Origin of the sequence: Paenibacillus dokdonensis (genome assembly GCF_004916975.1) — a bacterium.
In the GTDB taxonomy this organism is placed as follows: Bacteria; Bacillota; Bacilli; order Paenibacillales; family Paenibacillaceae; genus Paenibacillus_AQ; species Paenibacillus_AQ dokdonensis.
Window position 1 is genome coordinate 1,646,974 of sequence record NZ_STGQ01000001.1, and the last position, 18,454, is coordinate 1,665,427.

The window sequence follows — 18,454 nt, forward strand, 5'->3', positions numbered from 1 at the left end:
CAGGGGTGGCAGAAACGAAGGATGGCGGGCGCAGCTGGACCGTGCTACAATAAATTGTTGTTAGCATTGTACCGGAAAGGAAGCATCATGAGAAAAACTGCACCGATACCTACCGCATTACCATTAATTATCGGCATCATCGCCGTTTCGTTTTCATCTATTTTTGTAAAGTGGTCCTCTGCACCCGCATCCATCCAGGGAATGTACCGGCTTCTGTTTACTGCCCTGTTTATGCTGCCGTTTATCCGGCCGCATCTTGCAGAGCTGAAGTCGCTTCCCTGGAAAAAAGTACTGATGTTGTCTGCATCCGGATTTTTCCTGGCACTGCATTTTTTGCTGTGGATGGGCTCACTCAAGCTGACGACCGTTTCGAGCTCGACGATTATTCTGGCGCTGGAGCCCGTGTTTATCGTCATCGGTGCATTCTTCATTTATAAGGAACGCACGTCATCGTTTGCGATGTTCGGCATGGGAGTCGCCATAATCGGAGCCGTTCTAATCGGCTGGGGCGATATTGGCGTTTCCCGGATCAATCTGATTGGAGATTTACTGTCTGTATTCGGCACATTGGCGGTTTCCGTTCATATGCTGATCGGTCAGAAAATGGTGATGCAGGTATCTTCTTTTGTGTACAGCTTTGTCGTATTTCTATCTGCTACGATCGTATTTGCTGTATATAACCTGATTGGTGGAATTTCGTTTACGGCATATCCGGGTAAGGACTGGTGGATGTTTCTGCTCTTGGCGATCGTTCCAACGGTTTTTGGACATCTGCTATTCAACTGGCTGCTGCAGTATGTATCAGCCTCAACCATATCGATGAGTATTTTGGGGGAACCGGTCGGGGCGAGTATTCTGGCATTTTTGCTGTTGAATGAACAGATGACCTGGTTTCAGATTATCGGCGGTATGTTGGCGATCTCAGGCTTAGTCGTGTTCTTGAACGCAAATCGCGTAAAATGGAAGCCCAGAAGAAAACGGACGGCGGAACCACTGAAATCAGTTTCTTGATCATAGTGAAATTAATTATAAGGGGCACCCTCAGGGGTGTCTTTTTTGCTGTATCTACCCAAAGAAAAAACGCTCCAGAGAAAAAATAGAGGAATGTTTTATGAAGAAATTTAATAGTAATAATTACGAATAACTTGCCAGCTTGCTTGATATGTGTTTTAATATGACTTAAACGTAATGATTACGAATAAGCAGAAGAGGCTCATTCATCCGTACTTGTATGTGCGTAATCAGCGAAAAGGTAAAGAATATTTTTTTTGATCTTTTTTAATCGTAATTATTACTATTAATTAAATAAGGAGGATACATATGATCCTTTGCTCATTACGCGATATTGTTTTTGGGTACGAGAATGAACCTGTCATCAGGAATGTATCGGTGGATATTCATGCCGGAGAATTTATCGCCGTTAGCGGGCCGAATGGGGCGGCCAAAACAACACTATTAAAGCTGATTCTTGGTCTGATTAAGCCGTGGAGCGGCAGTATTCAGTTCACACCGGAATTTAGCGGGAGTTCTGTGGCTTATGTTCCCCAGCAGGCTTCTTCTTTTAATTCCGGCTTTCCCAGCAAGGTGATTGAACTCGTAAGATCGGGATGTTATACGGAGCTTGGCTTGTTCCGGCGGTTTCATAGGGAGCAGCATGCGCTGGTGGAAGAGATATTGAGAGAGGTCGGACTATGGGAGCTGCGGAACCGGAAAATCGGGGAATTGTCAGGAGGGCAAAAGCAGCGCGCTTGTATTGCCAGAGCCATGGTCCAGCAGCCTGATCTGCTGGTTTTGGATGAGCCTGTGACAGGTATGGATGCGGCAAGCCGGGTTCGCTTTTATGAATGGATGCGGAATTTGGTCAAGACGCAAGGCAAGACGGTGATTATGGTGACCCATGGTTTGGATGAAGCAAGGGATTATCTTGACCGCGTGATTTATTTGGAAGGAAAGGAAGAGACCGACCATGTTTCAATATGATTTTATGCAGCGGGCTTTTTTGGCAGGCGGTCTAATCGCGCTGATTGCTCCGTTACTCGGTGTGTACCTGGTTTTACGCAGGCAATCGCTGATGTCGGATACACTCTCGCATGTGTCGATGGCTGGCGTAGCGCTTGGAACTGTGCTGCATGTGAGCCCTGTCCTGTGCGGTTTCCTGTTTGCCGTTATGGGCGGCTTGATGATCGAACAGCTGCGGCGGACTTACAAAACGTATAGCGAAGTCCCGGTGGCGATCATTATGACTTCAGGCCTTGCACTTGCAATGGTGCTGATGAGCCTGAAAACCACACTGAATAAAAGCTTCAGCTCTTATCTGTTTGGTTCAATTGTAGCTGTAAGCAGCTCCCAGCTCATCATTATTGCGGTTGTTACATTGATCGGACTTCTTTTCTTTATGCTACTCCGCAGACCGCTTTACAGCTTGACGTTTGAAGAAGATACCGCAGCGGTGAGTGGTGTGCGGGTCAAAATGCTGTCGTTTGCTTTTGCGGTCGTGGCAGGCATGATTGTTGCGGCTGCCATGCCGATTGTCGGCGTGCTGCTGGTATCATCGCTCATCGTGTTGCCATCCGCTTTTGCACTCCGCTTTGCTGGGAGCTTCGTCTCTGCTTCCGTTCTTGCGGTTGTCACCGGCATGGCCGGAGTCTTCAGCGGTCTGACGGCATCCTATTATACGGATACGCCTCCGGGAGGAAGCATTGCCCTGATTCTATTGATCATTCTTTTGGCAGGCATCGGCTTGCAGCGTGCGGTAAAACTGGCGAAAAAGCGTCGCACGGGTAAAACAGAAGCTATATTACGTCAACAAACCAACCAAACCATACATGAAGGAGTTTTAAAGTAATGAAAAAATGGATTCCATACGTATCAGCATTAACAATGGTTGTTCTAGCTGCTAGTATCACAGGCTGTGGAGCTACTCAAGAAGACAACGCACCGGTATCAGAGCCAGCGGCATCGGCTTCAGCTCCAAGTAAGCTTCAAATCGAAACAAGCTTTTACCCGATGCATGAGTTTGCCAGCCAGGTAGCGGGGGATTTGGCGGATGTACATCTGCTGATTCCGCCAGGCGTGGAACCTCATGACTGGGAGCCTACTCCGCAGGATATTGGAAAGATAGAGAAAGCGGATGTTCTCATCTATAACGGTGCAGGGATGGAAGGCTGGGTGGACCAGGTATTGGCCAGCTCGAATCATAAGGGTCTGAACATTGTCGAGGCAAGTAAAGGACTCGAACTCATGGAGAGCAGCGCTGAAGAAGAGGAACACGCTGATGATGAAGCGGGCCATGATCATCATGAAGATGCACATGAACATGGGGGGCTGGATCCGCATGTGTGGTTATCTCCGAAGCTGGCGATTCAGGAAGTTCGTAATATTGAGGCTGCGTTGATCGCGAAGGCTCCGGAACATAAGGATGAGTTTGCCAAGAATGCGGATACTTACGTCGCTAAACTTGAAGCGCTGGATGCGGACTATCAAAAAGAGCTGGGAAGCACCAAACGCAAAGATTTTATTACCCAGCATGCCGCGTTTGGATATCTGGCCAAAACCTACGGACTAACACAGGTCCCGATTGCAGGGCTGTCTCCTGAGCAGGAGCCATCTGCGTCGGCCATGACCGAAGTTGTGAAATTTGCCAAAGAGCATCAAGTGAAGACGATTTTCTTCGAGACGCTGGTTTCCTCCCAAGTCGCGGATACAATTGCCCGGGAGATCAGTGCATCCACCGCAGTCCTGAATCCGCTTGAAGGACTTACCGAGGAAGAGCAGGCAAATCATCAGGATTACATCTCTGTCATGCGTGCTAATCTGGAGGCATTGAAGAAAGCGCTGGATGAGTAAATTTCGCTATTAACAATAGAATGCTGCAGATGACCTCAACGAATCATTTAAACATGAAGGGATTGTGAAAATATGAGTCAAAGTAAGATACCGGTGACCGTTCTGAGTGGATATCTCGGTTCAGGCAAAACGACGGTACTCAATCATGTGCTGAATAATCGGGAAGGAATGAAGGTTGCCGTCATCGTAAATGACATGAGCGAGGTTAATGTGGACGCTGCGCTTGTACAATCTGGCTCCAGTCTCTCCCGTACCGAAGAGAAGCTTGTAGAAATGTCCAACGGCTGCATATGCTGCACATTGCGGGACGATCTGCTGCTTGAAGTTAAAAAACTCGCGGAAGAAGGGCGGTTCGATTATATTCTAATTGAATCGACAGGAATCTCCGAACCAATACCCGTCGCCCAAACCTTCAGCTATATTGATGAGGAATCCGGCATCGATCTGACAAAGTTTGCCCGTCTCGACTGCATGGTGACCGTTGTGGATGCATACCGTTTCTGGAAGGACTTCGGTTCCGGTGATACATTGCTGGACCGGGCTGAGGCTTCAGGTGATAGCGATGACCGGGATGTCGTGGACCTGCTGATCGATCAGATTGAAACCTGTGATGTTCTGCTTCTGAACAAATGTGACCTCGTAGGAGAAGAAGAGCTGAACCGGCTTGAGGGACTGCTGCGCAAACTTCAGCCTTCGGCAGCATGCATCCGCATCGTGAACGGACAAGTTAAACCATCTCTCATTATGAATACAGGCTTGTTTAATTTTGAAAAAGCAAGCATGTCCGCCGGCTGGATTCAGGAGCTTGAGAAGGAAAGCCACACGCCGGAAACCGAGGAATATGGCATCAGTTCATTCGTTTATCGTAAACGGGCGCCTTTCCATCCGGGGCGTTTGGCGGAAATGATGTCGGATTGGCCGGAAGAAGTCGTTCGTGCCAAGGGCTTGGTATGGCTGGCGGTTAAAGATGATGTGGCTGCAAGCTTCAGCCAGGCGGGACCCTCCATACAATTTGGACCTGCTGGGTACTGGCTCGCGGCAATGCCGGAAGCGGAACAAAAAGAAATATTGGAGTCTGAGCCGGCTCTTCAGCGCAAATGGGACGGTACATGGGGTGATCGGATGAACGAAATTGTACTGATCGGCATGGATATGGACCGTGAAGCCATAGAAGATCAGTTTGATGCATGTATTCTTACACCGGAAGAGATGAATTCGGACTGGTCCAGATTCCAAAATCCACTGCCATGGATGACCATATAATTGAATGATAAGTAACAGGAATAAAAAGGCCGCCAATTTTGGCGGTCTTTTTATGTAAGTTTCATTTCTTTTCATTTTATAATAAGTTAAAATTGTTAAATGACTAATTCCGTTATTCAGCTTCATTATTATTCAGTTATTCTAAAACCGATGGTTTACTGTGTTATAAAAATCGTTAAATGACTTCTGGGGGTAATATATATGGCTAAATCAAAAGTTCCAAAGAGACCAACTAGAGATGAATTTGTTTTAGAAGAGTTGGGGAATCAGTTAACTGAGGCATTTCAAGAGGATTCGGAGATCGTTTTGACGGTGTGGGGTAGGGAAGAGACCGTGCGAGGACAGATAGATCTGATGGATTCCCGGACAGGTAAGGTCCATATCAGACAAGATGGGGCCATCACGAAGGTTCCATTTATGGACATCATGTCCGTAAATTATCCAAGAGATTAATAAGCAATCATATTCTTTTTAATAGCGATATGTCGATGATCTCTCTCTCTAAATAAACTTTCAAAGCTCCGGGCAAACTAGGGGAAAAGCCGTGGAGGAAAGCACATGAAAGCAGTGACGTACCAAGGACGCAAAAAGGTTGAAGTGAAGGAGGTCCGGGATCCCGGGCTGGAGAAAAAAGACGATATATTGGTCAAAATCACGACAACTGCGATTTGCGGCTCAGATCTCCATATCTATCATGGTCTGATTCCCGGTATGTACGACAACTATGTCATTGGCCATGAGCCAATGGGCATCGTAGAGGAAGTAGGTCCGGATGTGACCCGTGTGAAAAAAGGGGACAGGGTCATCATTCCGTTCAACGTATCCTGCGGACAGTGCTTTTACTGCCAAAACCAGATGGAGAGCCAGTGTGATAATTCCAACGATGCCAGAGATACGGGCGGGTACTTTGGGTATTCGGAAACCTTCGGTGGTTATATGGGAGGGCAGGCTGAGCTGCTTCGGGTTCCTTATGGAAACTTTGTTCCCTTTGTCGTGCCGGAAGAAGCGGAGCTGGAGGATGAACAGATCCTCTTTTTATCCGACATCATGCCCACGGCCTTCTGGGGTGTAGACAACGCTGGGGTAAAACCCGGGGACACCGTGGTCATTCTCGGCTGTGGCCCGGTAGGGCTGCTTGCACAGAAGTTCGCTTGGAAGAAAGGCGCAAAGCGTGTCATTGCCGTCGATTACGTGGACTACAGGCTGCAGCATGCCAAAAAATTCAACCATGTGGAGACATACAATTTTGAAGCTATGGAAGATCTCGACAAGTACCTGCTCGAGTTAACCAAAGGTGGTGGTGATGTCGTGATCGATTGTGTGGGTCTGGACGCGAAACGGACTCCGATGGAAAAGGTTGAGACCACACTCAAGCTTCAAGGCGGCTCTCTTGGAGCTTTCGATATGGCCGCTAACATTGTTCGTAAATTCGGTACCATTTCGGTTGTTGGCGTTTATGGACTGAAGTACAACATGTTCCCGTTTGGTCATTTATTCGAGCGGAACATTACGGTTAAGATGGGGCAGGCACCTGTCATTCACTACATGCCGGAGCTGTTTAAGATGATCAAAGCCGGTGAAATTGATGCAACGGACATCATTACCCATAGGCTTCCTATATCAGAAGCCGAGCATGCGTATAAAATATTTGACAGTAAGGATGACAACTGTATTAAAGTGGTGTTAAAGCCTTAAGCAAACACAAACGTATACACAAAAGCGGATGACCAGCGGCCATCCGCTTTTTTTGTTCAATTGCAAAGAAATAGATCATAGATTTTTCAACTTTTTTGAAGAGATTATTCCATGTTCGCCGCCGGTTCATCCCGATACAATGAAGCTACAATTATGAAAACGCTTCCCAAACATACAGAAACAGCAGAAACGGGGGATAAAGGATGAATGCACTACTGCGTTTGGAAGGGATCGAAAAAAGCTTTCCTGGTGTACATGCGTTAAAGCAGTGCAAGCTGGAACTGCTGCCCGGCGAGGTGCATGCATTGGTTGGAGAGAACGGCGCCGGTAAATCCACATTGATGAAAATTGCAACCGGCGTATACACAAAAGATGCAGGCCGGATGGTTTATAAAGGCGAGGAAATTGAACTGCCAAATACCCGTGCGGCAAGAGACCGCGGAATCAGCATGATTCATCAGGAGCTGAACTTACTGCCTCATCTGACAATAGCCCAAAATATTTACCTGGGCCGTGAACCAAGAAAGCTTCGTTGTCTGGTGGATGATCATGAGATGAATTCCAGAGTCAGCCGACAGTTTGAAAAGATGAATTTGAAGCTGGATCCCAGAATGCTCGTCTCGGAACTGAGTGTGGCGAAGCAGCAAATGGTGGAAATCGCCAAGGCGCTCTCCTTCCGTTCGGAGGTGCTGATTATGGATGAACCGACAGCGGCCCTGACGGAAACCGAGATTCAGGATTTGTTCAGAATGATTACCCAGTTGAAACAGCAGGGGGTCGGCATTATCTATATTTCACACCGGATGGAAGAACTGCAGCAGATTTCCGACCGAATTACTGTGATGCGGGACGGAGCCTATGTGGATACGGTTGAAACAATGAACATGGACGTAGACCAAATTATCCGCATGATGGTTGGCCGGGAGTTGTATGAGATGGAATCCCCCACATCTTTCAGTCCTAATGCAGAGAAAGTGCTTGAGGTTAAAGGATTGTCCCGGGGCAGGGAACTTCAGAATATTCATTTTAACGTGAAAAAAGGTGAGATTCTTGGCTTCGCCGGATTAATGGGTGCAGGCAGGACGGAGGTAGCCAGAGCGATATTCGGAGCAGATCCAGTGGATCATGGTGAAATCCTCATCCGTGGGAAAAAGGCGAAAATACGCGGTCCACATGATGCCGTACGCCTGGGGATCGGCTATCTGTCTGAGGACCGGAAGCGATTCGGCGTTCTGGTAGATATGGATGTGGCCAGCAATATTGCCATTGCTTCTTATAAGCGATACCGGAATATGGCCGGCTGGATGAAGGAGGCGCATATCAACCGGACCGCAGAGCATTTTGTCAATTCGCTTTCGATTAAGACACCGGGTATTGGGCAAAAGGTCAAGTTTCTGTCCGGCGGCAACCAGCAGAAGGTGGCCATCGGCAAGTGGCTGACCCGGGACTGTGATGTGCTTATCTTCGACGAACCGACCCGGGGTATTGATGTCGGGGCAAAAAGCGAAATCTACAAGCTGCTCGAGACCCTTGCGGCCGAAGGAAAGTCCATTATCATGATATCCTCCGAGCTGCCCGAAATTCTTCGGATGAGTCACCGGATTATCGTGATGTGCGAAGGACGGATTACGGCAGAGCTCAGTGCAGAAGAAGCAACGCAGGAAACGATCATGAAATATGCGACGATGCGGTCGCAGGTCATGTAATACGATTTTTAAGGGGGATTACTCGTGAAGCTTCAACCAACACAGACAGCAGTAGGCGGGCAGCAAGCCAAGAAAACAGGAATCAAAGGAGCTGCGAGGCAGAAGGTGCTTGCCTTTGCGAGCCTGATCATATTAATTCTGGTATTCAGCTTGTTGTCAGGTAACTTTTTTCGATTTGATAATTTAGTCGGCATTATGCTGTCGACCGCTGTTATTGGTGTTCTTGCACTAGGGTCCACCTTCGTTATCATTACAGGCGGTATTGATCTTTCGGTAGGTACGGTTATGACGTTTTCCTCAGTGATGGCCGGCGTATTCATAACTTATTGGAATGGGCCGGTATGGGTCGGTGTGATTGGAGGTATCCTTGCAGGTTCTCTTTGCGGGCTGGTCAGTGGTTTGATGATCGCCAAAATGAAAATTCCGCCGTTCATCGCTACGCTCGCGGTCATGATGATTACGAAGGGGCTTTCGCTAATTATCTCGGGAACGAAGCCAATTTATTTTACCGATAAACCAATATTCAACAAGCTTACTATGGGCTCTATTCCGGGATGGGAAATTCCAAATGCAGTATGGATATTCTTGATCGCCTCAGTCATAGCGGGCTTTATATTAACGAAGACAATCGTTGGTCGATACAACTTCGCGCTTGGCAGCAATGAGGAAGCGGCCCGTTTATCGGGTGTGAACACCGTATTCTGGAAAGTCGTTATCTATGTCATGACAGGTACTTTCAGCGGGATTGCGGGCATTATGATGGCTTCACGGCTGAATTCAGCCCAGCCCGCACTCGGCAGCGGCTATGAACTCGAAGCCATTGCTGCGGTAGTCATCGGCGGAACATCGCTGAGCGGCGGCATGGGTACGATCCTTGGTACAGTCATCGGGGCTTTGATCATGAGTGTGTTAACCAATGGTCTTCGGATTCTGTCGGTGGCTCAGGATTGGCAGACCGTCATTGTTGGTCTCGTCATCATCCTTGCGGTATATATGGATATTTTGCGCCGCCGAAAAAACAAATCATAAACAAGAGAGGTATCGCCTCCCGGTAGGGAGTTTGCATACGTGTAGAACCAATATTTGAAACGAAAACAGGGGGTAAACCATGAAGAAGAAGCAATCGAAATTGATCTTGCTGAGCGGGATGCTGGCAGCTGTTCTGATGCTAAGTGCATGCAGTAGTGGTGGAGGGGATAAGGGTGCAAGCTCAGGAAAACCCTATATTCCAGTCATTTCCAAAGGGTTTCAGCATCAGTTCTGGCAGGCGGTTAAATCCGGCGCGGAAAAAGCGGCTAAGGAGTTTGATGTGGAAATCACGTTTGAAGGTCCGGAGACGGAGACACAGGTTGATAAGCAGATCGAAATGCTTCAGACTGCACTTGATAAAAAGCCAAGCGCCATTGCTTTTGCAGCACTGGACAGTAAAGCTGCTGTACCTCTGCTTGAAAAAGCCAAGTCAAACAATATTCCAGTCATCGGATTCGACTCAGGCGTGGACAGTGAAATTCCGGTTGCAACAGCAGCCACCAACAATAAGGCTGCCGCAGCGCTTGCTGCTGACAAAATGGCAGAGTTGATCGGCGGCTCCGGTGAAATTGCGCTTGTCGTTCATGACCAAACCAGCCGTACCGGGGTGGACCGCCGTGATGGATTCAAGGAACAGATTGAGAGCAAATATCCGAATATTAAAATTGTCGACATCCAATATGGCGCTGGTGATCAGCTGAAATCTACCGACCTGGCAAAGGCGATTATGCAGGCTCATCCAGATCTGAAAGGCTTCTTCGGTGCCAATGAAGGTTCGGCTATAGGCGTTGCCAACGCGGTAAGTGAAATGAAGAAGAGCGGAAAGATCGTCGTTATCGGTTATGACTCCGGCAAACAGCAGACGGATGCCATTCGCAATGGCACGATGGCCGGTGCGATCACACAGGATCCAATCGGCATCGGCTACCAGGCAGTTAAGGCTGCTGTGATGGCCATGAAGGGTGAAAAAGTTGAGAAGGATATCGATACCGGCTTCCACTGGTATGACAAATCCAATATTGATTCAGAAGAAATCAAGCCGCTGCTGTATGAATAATGCCTAGAAAAGGAAGTTAAGAAACGGAAGAAAATAGCATAACAGAGGCTGCGCAAAAGTGGCAGTCTCTGTTATGCTATTTACACTTACTGCATGTCTGCTGCTGTATGTCTGAACTGAGGGGGAGCGCATGTGTACAAGGTAATACTGATCGATGATGAAGATGAAGTACGCGAAGGAATCCGAAATAAAATCTCCTGGAAGGACTGCGGCTTCGAGCTGATCGGCGAATACGACAACGGTCGTGACGCTTTGGATGCCATAGATTGCGAGCATCCGGACTTGATCGTCACCGATATATGTATGGCATTTATGGATGGGCTTGAACTGGCTCGTATAGTCAGTGAGCAGTACCGGGACATGAAGGTCGTCATTATTACCGGCTATGAAGATTTTGAATATGCGAAGCAGGCGATTACTTACCGGGTGCAGGAATATCTTCTCAAGCCGATTAATGCCCGTGAATTCACTTCACTTATGCTTCAGATGAAAAATGAACTGGACGCGGAACGTGAACAGCGGCGTAATTTAAGCCAGCTGCGTATTCAGCTGAACGAGAGTCTTCCCCTCCTGCGTGAACGTTTTATGGAAAGGCTGGTATTCACGCGCATCAGCAGAGAGATGCTGCAACGGAAGCTTGATTATTTCCAAATCCGTCTGAGCGGACCGGCATATATCGCATTAGTCATCGATATGGGTCAGGCGAGGGGAAAGCGTGAGCTGCGGGATGAGCAGGAGCTGCTGCAGTTTGCAGCGTATAACATTGTCCAGGAACAACTGGAGCAGGACGGAATCGGCATTGCCTTTCGGACAAGGGATGACCGTCTGGCCGTCATTCTTCAAGGGACCAGGGAGCATCTGGAACTCAAAGCGCAGCGGGTGGCGGATCAGGTGAGAAGCACTCTGGATAAATACATCAGACTCCCTTCTTCGATTGGAATTGGCAGGAAAAGTGAATCGCTGGAGGAAATTTCATCTTCATATCAGGAAGCGCTCTCATCACTTGATTACACGTTTTTACTGGGAGAAGGAAGAGTCATATCCATACAGGATGTGGAATACGGGCACACCGTTCCCGCGTACACGGCCGATTGGGAGCAGCAGCTCATCAGTTCACTGAAAACAGGCAAAATGAGCCAGGTTTCCAGCGTCTTTCAGGGCTGGTTCCAAGAGCTCAAAACCAGTGGTGTATCAGTAGAACGATGTCACAGCATTCTGTATCAAATTTTGATTGCGATGATGAAGCATGCTGAAGAAACGGGGCTTGGCAATTCCAGTCTGATTCCAGCGGAAGCCTTTTCCAAGGTGGGTTCCTTCCACACACTGGATGAAGCCAAGTCCTGGATCGAAGGCATCGGCCGCGATATATTGATCAGCTTGACGGAACACCGCTCTTGCCATATCCGCTCTCAGATGGATACGGCAGAAGCATATATCCGGGCCAATTATCAGGATGAAGGTTTATCACTGCAGCAGGTCTGCAGTCATCTGTTTATGAGCGCCAGCTATTTCAGCGCTCTCTTCAAGCAGCATACGAGCATGACCTTTGTGGAATATGTGACGAGAATCCGGATGGAAAAAGCTAAAGAGCTGCTTAGCACAACACGTATGAAAAGCTATGAAATTGCCGAAAAGGCAGGCTATAGCGATCCTCAGTACTTCAGCGTCCTCTTCAAACGGAATACAGGCAAAACACCAAAAGAATTCCGGCAGCAGCAGGAGAGCATCCGTTGATGAGACTGATGAACCTGTTCAGCCGCCGCAGCATCCATATGAATATTGCGATCGCTTTTTCCTGTCTGATCGTGTGTACAACTGCTATTTTGAGTTTTTCATCGTATCGTTTATCTTCGAGCGCCGTGACAAGCAGCTCAATTCAGAAGACATCCCAGCTGGTCGAGCAGGTCAAGATTAACATTCAGACTTATATCGGGAACATGGAGAGCATCGCTTCACTGGTTATATCCAGTCGTGATGTGATGCGGTTTGTGGATGCTACCCAGGCGGATAGAGAGTCGGATGAGTCATTGAAACGGGGGGCGAGTCAGTATTTGCGGTCCGTGGTTCAGTCCAGGAAGGATATTGCTTCTATTCTGTATGTAAACAAATCAGGAGATTTTGTCTCGGACCAGTCCCATGCCATCATGAAATCCAAATCGGAATGGACACAGCAGGATTGGTACCGGCTCGCGCTGACGTCTTCGGAAGAGGTTGTATCCCCGTCGCATGTGCAGCATATATTTGAGGACCAATACCGGTGGGTGGTATCCATCAGCCGTAAGCTTCCGGAGAGCGACCGTTCCCAGGAAGGCGTGCTGCTCGTTGATCTAAATTATAATGTCATCAATGATCTGTGCAGGCAGATTGAGCTTGGTCAGCGTGGATATGTATTCATTGTATCTCCATCCTGTGATCTGGTTTATCATCCGCAGCAGCAGCTTATTCATTCAGAGCTCAAATCGGAGCAGATGCAAACGGTGCTGGATATGCGTGAGGGCAGCATCAAGCTGGGAAAAGCTGAAGACAGTAAAATGTATACCGTAGCTACCACATCCTTTGGCTGGAAAATCGTTGCAGTCACTTATCCCGACGAGCTGATTGAGAATAAACATCAGATGCAGACATCTGCTGCATTATGGGGCGTTTTATGCCTGATTGTCGGGTTAACTATCTCCATCATATTGTCCTATGCTTTGACCAAGCCGTTAAAAAATTTGGAAATGCATATGAAAAAAGCGGAGCGCGGCAATTTTGATGTCCGTGTTGATATCGAAGGTACCCATGAAATCGGTAAACTTGCGCGTACCTTTAATCTGATGATTTCCCGTATCAAAGAGCTGATGAACCAGATTGTGCAGGAACAGGAGATGAAAAGACGCAGTGAGCTGAAGGCATTGCAGTCGCAAATTCAGCCTCATTTTCTCTATAATACGCTCGATTCGATTATCTGGATGGCGGAATCCGGAAAAGTGGATGATGTAGTTGAAATGACGACAGCCCTCTCAAGATTGCTGCGATCAAGCATCAGCAAAGGGGAAGAGCTCGTGCCGGTTTCGGTTGAACTGGATCATATTCGCAGCTATCTGACGATTCAGAGCAGGCGATACAGAAAGAAATTCACCTACTCCATCGATGTGGAGGACAGTATTCTTGCGGCTCCGATTTTAAAGCTTGTCCTGCAGCCGATTGTGGAGAATGCGATATACCATGGAATCAAGCCAAACCCCGATCAAGGACATATTCAAATTCATGGGTGGAGGGAAGCTGATTCCATTCTGCTCACCATTGCGGATGATGGTGAAGGCATGGACCCGGAGAAGCTGCGTACCATTTTAATGGATAAGCCTGGAGTCAGCGGGGGGACAGGCGTAGGCATAGCCAATGTCAATCATCGGATTCAGCTTTATTTTGGACAAGATTATGGTTTGCACTATGAGAGTGAACGTGAGGAAGGAACGATTGTAACTCTGCGTATCCCATATATGGAAGGAGAGGTGAAGGATGATGGGAAAAACGGTAAAATGGACGTTGATTAGCCTGCTTCTGACCGGACTGCTGGCTGTTGGCTGGAGTGGTTATCGGACAATGTCCCATACCCTTCATCCTAAAAAGCCTTTCATCATTTATATCCCGAAAACCATTGATCCCAGCATTGAATTCTGGGTGGTGATGCAGCAGGGAGTTACGATGGCCGCTAAGGAATTCGGTGCAGACATCAAAATGATGGGCACGGAAACCGAGCTTGATGTAGAAGAGCAAATCGATATCGTGGAGGAAGCCATCAGAAGCAAACCCGATGCGATCATGCTGGCTGCCAGTGATTATATCAAACTTATCCCGGCAGTGCAGCAAATCCGTGAAGCGGGAATCCCTCTGATTATGGTCGACTCCAATGTGGAGGTTGATCTTTCCAACAGCTTCATTGCTACAGACAATTATGAAGCAGGGAGGATTTCTGCACGATTGCTCAAGGAACATGTGAAGCCGGCTGAGAAAATTGCTATAGTCAGCTATATTCAGGGAACGGGAACCTCTCTCGACCGGGAAAAGGGCGTCAGAGACGAGCTTGGAGCAAGCGGGTATTCCAATATCAGTCATACGATTTTCAGTGAGGGTCAGGTTCAAAAGTCATATGAATTAACCCGCGAGCTGCTGATGAAAGAGCCGGATATTAGCGGCATTGTCGCGCTGAATGAGCCTTCAACGGTCGGTGCCGGAAAGGCGATACTGAATTTGGGGCTTCAATCGAAGGTCAGCCTGATCGGCTTCGATAATTCCAACAGCGAGATCAGGCTGATCGACCGGAACGTAATCCAGGCAACGGTGATCCAGCGTCCTTTTAATATGGGATATTTGGCAGTCAAAACAGCCATCAGCGTTATTAAAGGGCAAAAGGTCGAGAAAATGGTAGATACCGGTTCCAAAGTCATTACCAAATACAACATGTATACCAATGAAAATCAGAAGCTGTTGTTTCCGTTTGAAGATGAGCTGCCTGAAAAATAAGCTCTATATCAAGCCTTCGCAAGCCAGATGGTCCATGGATCCTTCTCGACAATCGGGCTGGATCCTACTATTTTGTCTGATATATACGATATAAGCTCCTCCAGCTCGATATCCGAACATTCATGCAAAATCGAGCGTCCCGTTCGGCGGCGCAGATCCTCGAATAAAGCCTCAGAGTGATCGTAAACAGCCCTTAACTCTTCCAGCTTTAGTTCCTGAATATCATGAAATCCGCTGATCTGCAGCGCTTTTATTACTTCCTCCGAGGGATGTCTTCTGGAAATCTCAATTTCAGCAAGGCGAGGGTATTTTTCGGAAAAGAAACCGCGGATATGGGTTGATGAACCGGGCAGCAGGCAATCCTCTGGTGTTCGGTCCTGTATGATGAGCGTTCCACCAGGTTTTAAAATCCGGTGCGCTTCGGCAAAGCATGCGGGCAAATTGTTCAGGTGGTGAATCAGCGCTCTTTCCAGCACGGCATCGTATTGCCCGGAAGGAAGAGAGGTCTGGTATGCGTTTCCCTGAATCCAGGACACCGCGTCCGTACTCGTGAGATTATTTTTTGCTCCATTCAGCATTTCAGCTGAATAATCCACCCCTGTGACATGCCCAGCCCCAAGTGTCAGCAAAGCGCGTGTATAAATTCCTCCTCCACAGCCAATATCCACAGCTTGTTTACCTTTTAAATTCAAATGTTTTGATATGAGCTCCAGCCAGGATGCATCCGCAGTCCGTGTCGTGTAAGAGGTACGGTTGCTTGGATCATGAAAGTTCATTGGCATAATATAATCCCCTTTTCAGGTTTCATATAATGAAACATAGTTTTGTCAAATGAGATGTCTTATCCGTATTATAGATGATCCATAGAGAGATTAGCTATACTTTTGTGAAACGCTACCGGAGCTTTATGAACAAGTAATATAAATTTCCGGACGTTATAAATTCTTTAGAATTGCCCTCTAATATAAATCGCAGGAGGGGATTGAACATGAAAGTACTGGAAATTGAACAGATTACCAAAAAAGCCGGACGGCGGACGCTTGTTGGCGACATGTCCTTCGATATTATGCAGGGGGATGTATGCGGCTTTGTCGGCCCCAACGGAGCGGGAAAGACAACGCTGATCCGAATGATTACAGGCTTGATTAGACCCGAAGAAGGAAAAATAAGAATTGAAGGCTTTGATGTGCAGCGGGACCGGATGAAGGCGCTCGGGCAGGTAGGCGCGATTGTGGAATCTCCGATCTTTTTTCCATATATGTCCGGGAGAGAGAACCTGCTCAATCTGGTAAAACTGCATCCCAACATTTCAAAAGAAAAGCGTGCCCCGCGCGTGGATGAGGTATTGCGAATAGTTGGACTTGAAGGACGCGGCAAGGATAAGGTCAAAACCTACTCGCTTGGAATGAAGCAGCGCCTTGGTATTGCCCAGGCACTTCTCGGTGATCCCAAGCTCATCATTCTGGATGAACCAGCCAATGGACTAGATCCCATGGGGATTCGCGAGCTGCGGAATCTGATTCTGGAGTTGAATGAGAGGCATGGCATAACCTTTTTCGTATCCAGCCATTTACTTGATGAACTTCAGCGGATATGCAGCCGGTTTGTCATCATCAAAGAAGGCAGACTTGTATGGCAGGGGACGCAGGAGCAGTGGCAGCTAATGGCCGGCAGCCGCAGCCTGGAGGATCATTTTGTGGAGATGATGACCTCATGATAGCCTTGCTGCACAGTGAATGGGAACGCTTATGGAAGCGGAAGATTGCCTGGGTTTTTCTGATCGCAATACCTTTTATTATCCTTGCGACATCCAAATATTACATCGGACATAATTTGGTGATGCCACCAGGAGGCCCTGAGCATACAACCGCGGAGAATTTTCCGGTTATGGCTATGATCGAACAATTAATCGTCGTGTTTAATGTGCTGGTGCTGGTGCTTCTGACCTTGTCATTTACGGAAGAATACCGCTCGGGACAACTTCGTATGATCATGTTACGGTCATATAGCAGCACACAGCTGTTTTGGGCAAAATGGATTGCGTTCGCACTTTTGATGGCCCTGTTTTTCATCATTTATTTACTCTTCGCTGTTATGGCAGGATACACATTCTTCAAATCTTCACCCCAGCAGATTTTGTTTTACTACGATCATACCGTACCCAGTGGAGACATGATCCTGTACACACTCCGTTATTACGGCATGGCATACACCACTGTAATGGGTACAGCCTCGGTATTCATTGCCATTGGGGTCATATCGCGTTCTTCGACAGCGGCCATTGGCCTGGGCATGGGCTATTTACTCTGCTCATTGGCATTTCCATTGATATATGAGATGTCCAACCGCGTACTTGGACTGGGTCTGCCGGGTGTTCTTAAATATCTGTCTCTTACAGAGATACAATTCAGCGGTATCGCCGTTATGCTGTCAAACGCAAAAGCTCTGCAAGACTTGCATCTGGGCCTATGGATGATATGCATCCTTGTCGTCTATGCAGCAGTTTTTATGGCAGCCGCCCGTCTGATTTTCACCAAATCGGACCGCTGGATATAAGGAGGAAAATGAGATGCTTCAGCTTATGCAAAGCGACTGGCAGCGCATGTGGAAACGCAAAAAAACCTTTGTCAGCCTGCTGATCTTTGTATGTATTGTTTTGCTTGACTGCTTGTTTTTGGGAATGCAACGTCTGGGGGCATTTGATAATGTCTCGACTGTGCCGCTGACGGCACAAAATTTTTCATTGTTTTTGTTAAAAGAAGTATCTTTTTTTCTGGTGCTCATTATTGGCCCTATTCTGATGATCGACAGCTTCAACGGGGAATATCACAGCGGCCAGCTGAGGCTTGTTCTGATCCGGCCTATTTCGATCATGAGAATGTTTGCCGCAAAGTGGATTAATCTGGCTGTGATTATGGGAATATTTCTGGTTGTAACCTTTGGAATCGGGGAAGTATTTGGACATTTGCTTAAGCCCAGTGTGGACACGGTTGTATTTTTAAATCCTGACCGTTCATACGATCCTACCGGAGCATTCATGTACTGCCTGCAATCATACGGGCTCTTCATGCTGATTTTGCTTGCGCAATTAAGCGTGACGGGATTAATTTGCACTCTGCTGCCAAGCCCGATCATTTGTTATCTCGGCTGGGTAGGGGTGGCGGTGGGTTCGATGTATGTTTCAAATACGTTCAGCTTCTTGCTGTTTGGTATATCCACGATCTTTGAATGGATGGCCGGAAGTTATACGCATGCCTTTCTTTTACCGGTTTTTGTTTGTGTCACTCTTGGTTTTGCCTTTACAATGTTGTGGTGGAGCCGAAGAAACTGGGTGAGATAAACCTACAGCAGG

General features: G+C 47.6%; 17 protein-coding genes. 16 read left to right on the forward strand and 1 reads right to left on the reverse strand.

Annotated features, from left to right (window positions below):
• Positions 1-87 precede the first annotated feature (87 nt).
• The 13 genes from E6W40_RS07710 (at position 88) to E6W40_RS07770 (ending at position 15,102) form a co-directional block, all read left to right on the forward strand.
• The gene (locus E6W40_RS07710) at positions 88-1,011 is read left to right on the forward strand and encodes a DMT family transporter (RefSeq protein WP_136604950.1); all 924 of its coding nucleotides are present in this window, start codon (positions 88-90) and stop codon (positions 1,009-1,011) included.
• A gap of 309 nt (positions 1,012-1,320) precedes the next feature.
• Positions 1,321-1,980 carry a metal ABC transporter ATP-binding protein gene (locus E6W40_RS07715; protein WP_136604951.1) on the forward strand — a complete coding sequence of 220 codons (660 nt, stop codon included), beginning with the start codon at positions 1,321-1,323 and terminating at the stop codon, positions 1,978-1,980.
• On the forward strand, positions 1,967-2,845 hold the full coding sequence (locus tag E6W40_RS07720; protein WP_136604952.1) for a metal ABC transporter permease: 879 nt from the start codon (positions 1,967-1,969) through the stop codon (positions 2,843-2,845). The genes E6W40_RS07715 and E6W40_RS07720 overlap by 14 nt, the downstream gene beginning before the upstream one ends.
• Positions 2,845-3,846, forward strand: a complete 1,002-nt coding sequence (locus tag E6W40_RS07725; RefSeq protein ID WP_136604953.1) for a metal ABC transporter substrate-binding protein — start codon at positions 2,845-2,847, stop codon at positions 3,844-3,846. The genes E6W40_RS07720 and E6W40_RS07725 overlap by 1 nt, the downstream gene beginning before the upstream one ends.
• Before the next feature lie 72 nt (positions 3,847-3,918).
• Positions 3,919-5,109 carry a GTP-binding protein gene (locus tag E6W40_RS07730; RefSeq protein WP_136604954.1) on the forward strand — a complete coding sequence of 397 codons (1,191 nt, stop codon included), beginning with the start codon at positions 3,919-3,921 and terminating at the stop codon, positions 5,107-5,109.
• A gap of 201 nt (positions 5,110-5,310) precedes the next feature.
• A complete protein-coding gene (locus E6W40_RS07735) occupies positions 5,311-5,562 on the forward strand; it encodes a YolD-like family protein (RefSeq protein ID WP_136604955.1) in 252 nt (83 codons plus the stop codon).
• A gap of 105 nt (positions 5,563-5,667) precedes the next feature.
• Positions 5,668-6,804: a zinc-dependent alcohol dehydrogenase gene (locus E6W40_RS07740; protein ID WP_136604956.1), complete on the forward strand. Its 1,137-nt coding sequence runs from the start codon at positions 5,668-5,670 to the stop codon at positions 6,802-6,804.
• Positions 6,805-7,007: 203 nt separating this feature from the next.
• Positions 7,008-8,510 carry a sugar ABC transporter ATP-binding protein gene (locus E6W40_RS07745; protein ID WP_136604957.1) on the forward strand — a complete coding sequence of 501 codons (1,503 nt, stop codon included), beginning with the start codon at positions 7,008-7,010 and terminating at the stop codon, positions 8,508-8,510.
• 24 nt (positions 8,511-8,534) lie between these two features.
• The gene (locus tag E6W40_RS07750) at positions 8,535-9,539 is read left to right on the forward strand and encodes an ABC transporter permease (protein ID WP_425464913.1); all 1,005 of its coding nucleotides are present in this window, start codon (positions 8,535-8,537) and stop codon (positions 9,537-9,539) included.
• A 79-nt stretch (positions 9,540-9,618) separates the two neighbouring features.
• The gene (locus E6W40_RS07755; RefSeq protein ID WP_136604958.1) at positions 9,619-10,596 is read left to right on the forward strand and encodes an ABC transporter substrate-binding protein; all 978 of its coding nucleotides are present in this window, start codon (positions 9,619-9,621) and stop codon (positions 10,594-10,596) included.
• A gap of 132 nt (positions 10,597-10,728) precedes the next feature.
• On the forward strand, positions 10,729-12,330 hold the full coding sequence (locus tag E6W40_RS07760) for a helix-turn-helix domain-containing protein (RefSeq protein WP_136604959.1): 1,602 nt from the start codon (positions 10,729-10,731) through the stop codon (positions 12,328-12,330).
• Positions 12,330-14,132, forward strand: coding sequence for a cache domain-containing sensor histidine kinase (locus E6W40_RS07765; protein WP_136604960.1), 1,803 nt, complete (start codon positions 12,330-12,332; stop codon positions 14,130-14,132). Before E6W40_RS07760 ends, E6W40_RS07765 begins: the two co-directional genes overlap by 1 nt.
• Positions 14,098-15,102 (forward strand): substrate-binding domain-containing protein, encoded by a 1,005-nt coding sequence (locus E6W40_RS07770; protein WP_136604961.1) that lies wholly within the window; start codon positions 14,098-14,100, stop codon positions 15,100-15,102. The genes E6W40_RS07765 and E6W40_RS07770 overlap by 35 nt, the downstream gene beginning before the upstream one ends.
• An 8-nt stretch (positions 15,103-15,110) precedes the next feature.
• On the opposite strand, the gene E6W40_RS07775 is transcribed toward E6W40_RS07770, so the two are convergent.
• Complete coding sequence (locus E6W40_RS07775) at positions 15,111-15,884, reverse strand: class I SAM-dependent methyltransferase (RefSeq protein ID WP_136604962.1); 774 nt, start codon at positions 15,882-15,884, stop codon at positions 15,111-15,113.
• A gap of 206 nt (positions 15,885-16,090) precedes the next feature.
• Here E6W40_RS07775 and E6W40_RS07780 point away from each other — a divergent pair, with 206 nt between their 5' ends.
• From E6W40_RS07780 to E6W40_RS07790, 3 genes are read left to right on the forward strand one after another with little or no spacing between them, the layout of a single operon-like run.
• A complete protein-coding gene (locus E6W40_RS07780; protein WP_136604963.1) occupies positions 16,091-16,819 on the forward strand; it encodes an ABC transporter ATP-binding protein in 729 nt (242 codons plus the stop codon).
• Complete coding sequence (locus E6W40_RS07785) at positions 16,756-17,658, forward strand: ABC transporter permease (RefSeq protein WP_168928849.1); 903 nt, start codon at positions 16,756-16,758, stop codon at positions 17,656-17,658. Before E6W40_RS07780 ends, E6W40_RS07785 begins: the two co-directional genes overlap by 64 nt.
• 13 nt (positions 17,659-17,671) lie before the next feature.
• On the forward strand, positions 17,672-18,442 hold the full coding sequence (locus tag E6W40_RS07790; RefSeq protein WP_136604965.1) for an ABC transporter permease: 771 nt from the start codon (positions 17,672-17,674) through the stop codon (positions 18,440-18,442).
• Positions 18,443-18,454 lie beyond the last annotated feature (12 nt).

Bases quoted from the DNA above. Each gene is read 5' to 3' on its own strand.
- E6W40_RS07740 (WP_136604956.1), top strand. From the start codon at position 5,668: ATGAAAGCAGTGACGTACCAAGGACGCAAAAAGGTTGAAGTGAAGGAG.
- E6W40_RS07735 (WP_136604955.1), top strand. From the start codon at position 5,311: ATGGCTAAATCAAAAGTTCCAAAGAGACCAACTAGAGATGAATTTGTT.
- E6W40_RS07720 (WP_136604952.1), top strand. From the start codon at position 1,967: ATGTTTCAATATGATTTTATGCAGCGGGCTTTTTTGGCAGGCGGTCTA.
- E6W40_RS07780 (WP_136604963.1), top strand. From the start codon at position 16,091: ATGAAAGTACTGGAAATTGAACAGATTACCAAAAAAGCCGGACGGCGG.
- E6W40_RS07755 (WP_136604958.1), top strand. From the start codon at position 9,619: ATGAAGAAGAAGCAATCGAAATTGATCTTGCTGAGCGGGATGCTGGCA.
- E6W40_RS07770 (WP_136604961.1), top strand. From the start codon at position 14,098: ATGATGGGAAAAACGGTAAAATGGACGTTGATTAGCCTGCTTCTGACC.
- E6W40_RS07790 (WP_136604965.1), top strand. From the start codon at position 17,672: ATGCTTCAGCTTATGCAAAGCGACTGGCAGCGCATGTGGAAACGCAAA.
- E6W40_RS07745 (WP_136604957.1), top strand. From the start codon at position 7,008: ATGAATGCACTACTGCGTTTGGAAGGGATCGAAAAAAGCTTTCCTGGT.
- E6W40_RS07765 (WP_136604960.1), top strand. From the start codon at position 12,330: ATGAGACTGATGAACCTGTTCAGCCGCCGCAGCATCCATATGAATATT.
- E6W40_RS07715 (WP_136604951.1), top strand. From the start codon at position 1,321: ATGATCCTTTGCTCATTACGCGATATTGTTTTTGGGTACGAGAATGAA.
- E6W40_RS07775 (WP_136604962.1), bottom strand. From the start codon at position 15,884: ATGCCAATGAACTTTCATGATCCAAGCAACCGTACCTCTTACACGACA.
- E6W40_RS07725 (WP_136604953.1), top strand. From the start codon at position 2,845: ATGAAAAAATGGATTCCATACGTATCAGCATTAACAATGGTTGTTCTA.
- E6W40_RS07710 (WP_136604950.1), top strand. From the start codon at position 88: ATGAGAAAAACTGCACCGATACCTACCGCATTACCATTAATTATCGGC.
- E6W40_RS07730 (WP_136604954.1), top strand. From the start codon at position 3,919: ATGAGTCAAAGTAAGATACCGGTGACCGTTCTGAGTGGATATCTCGGT.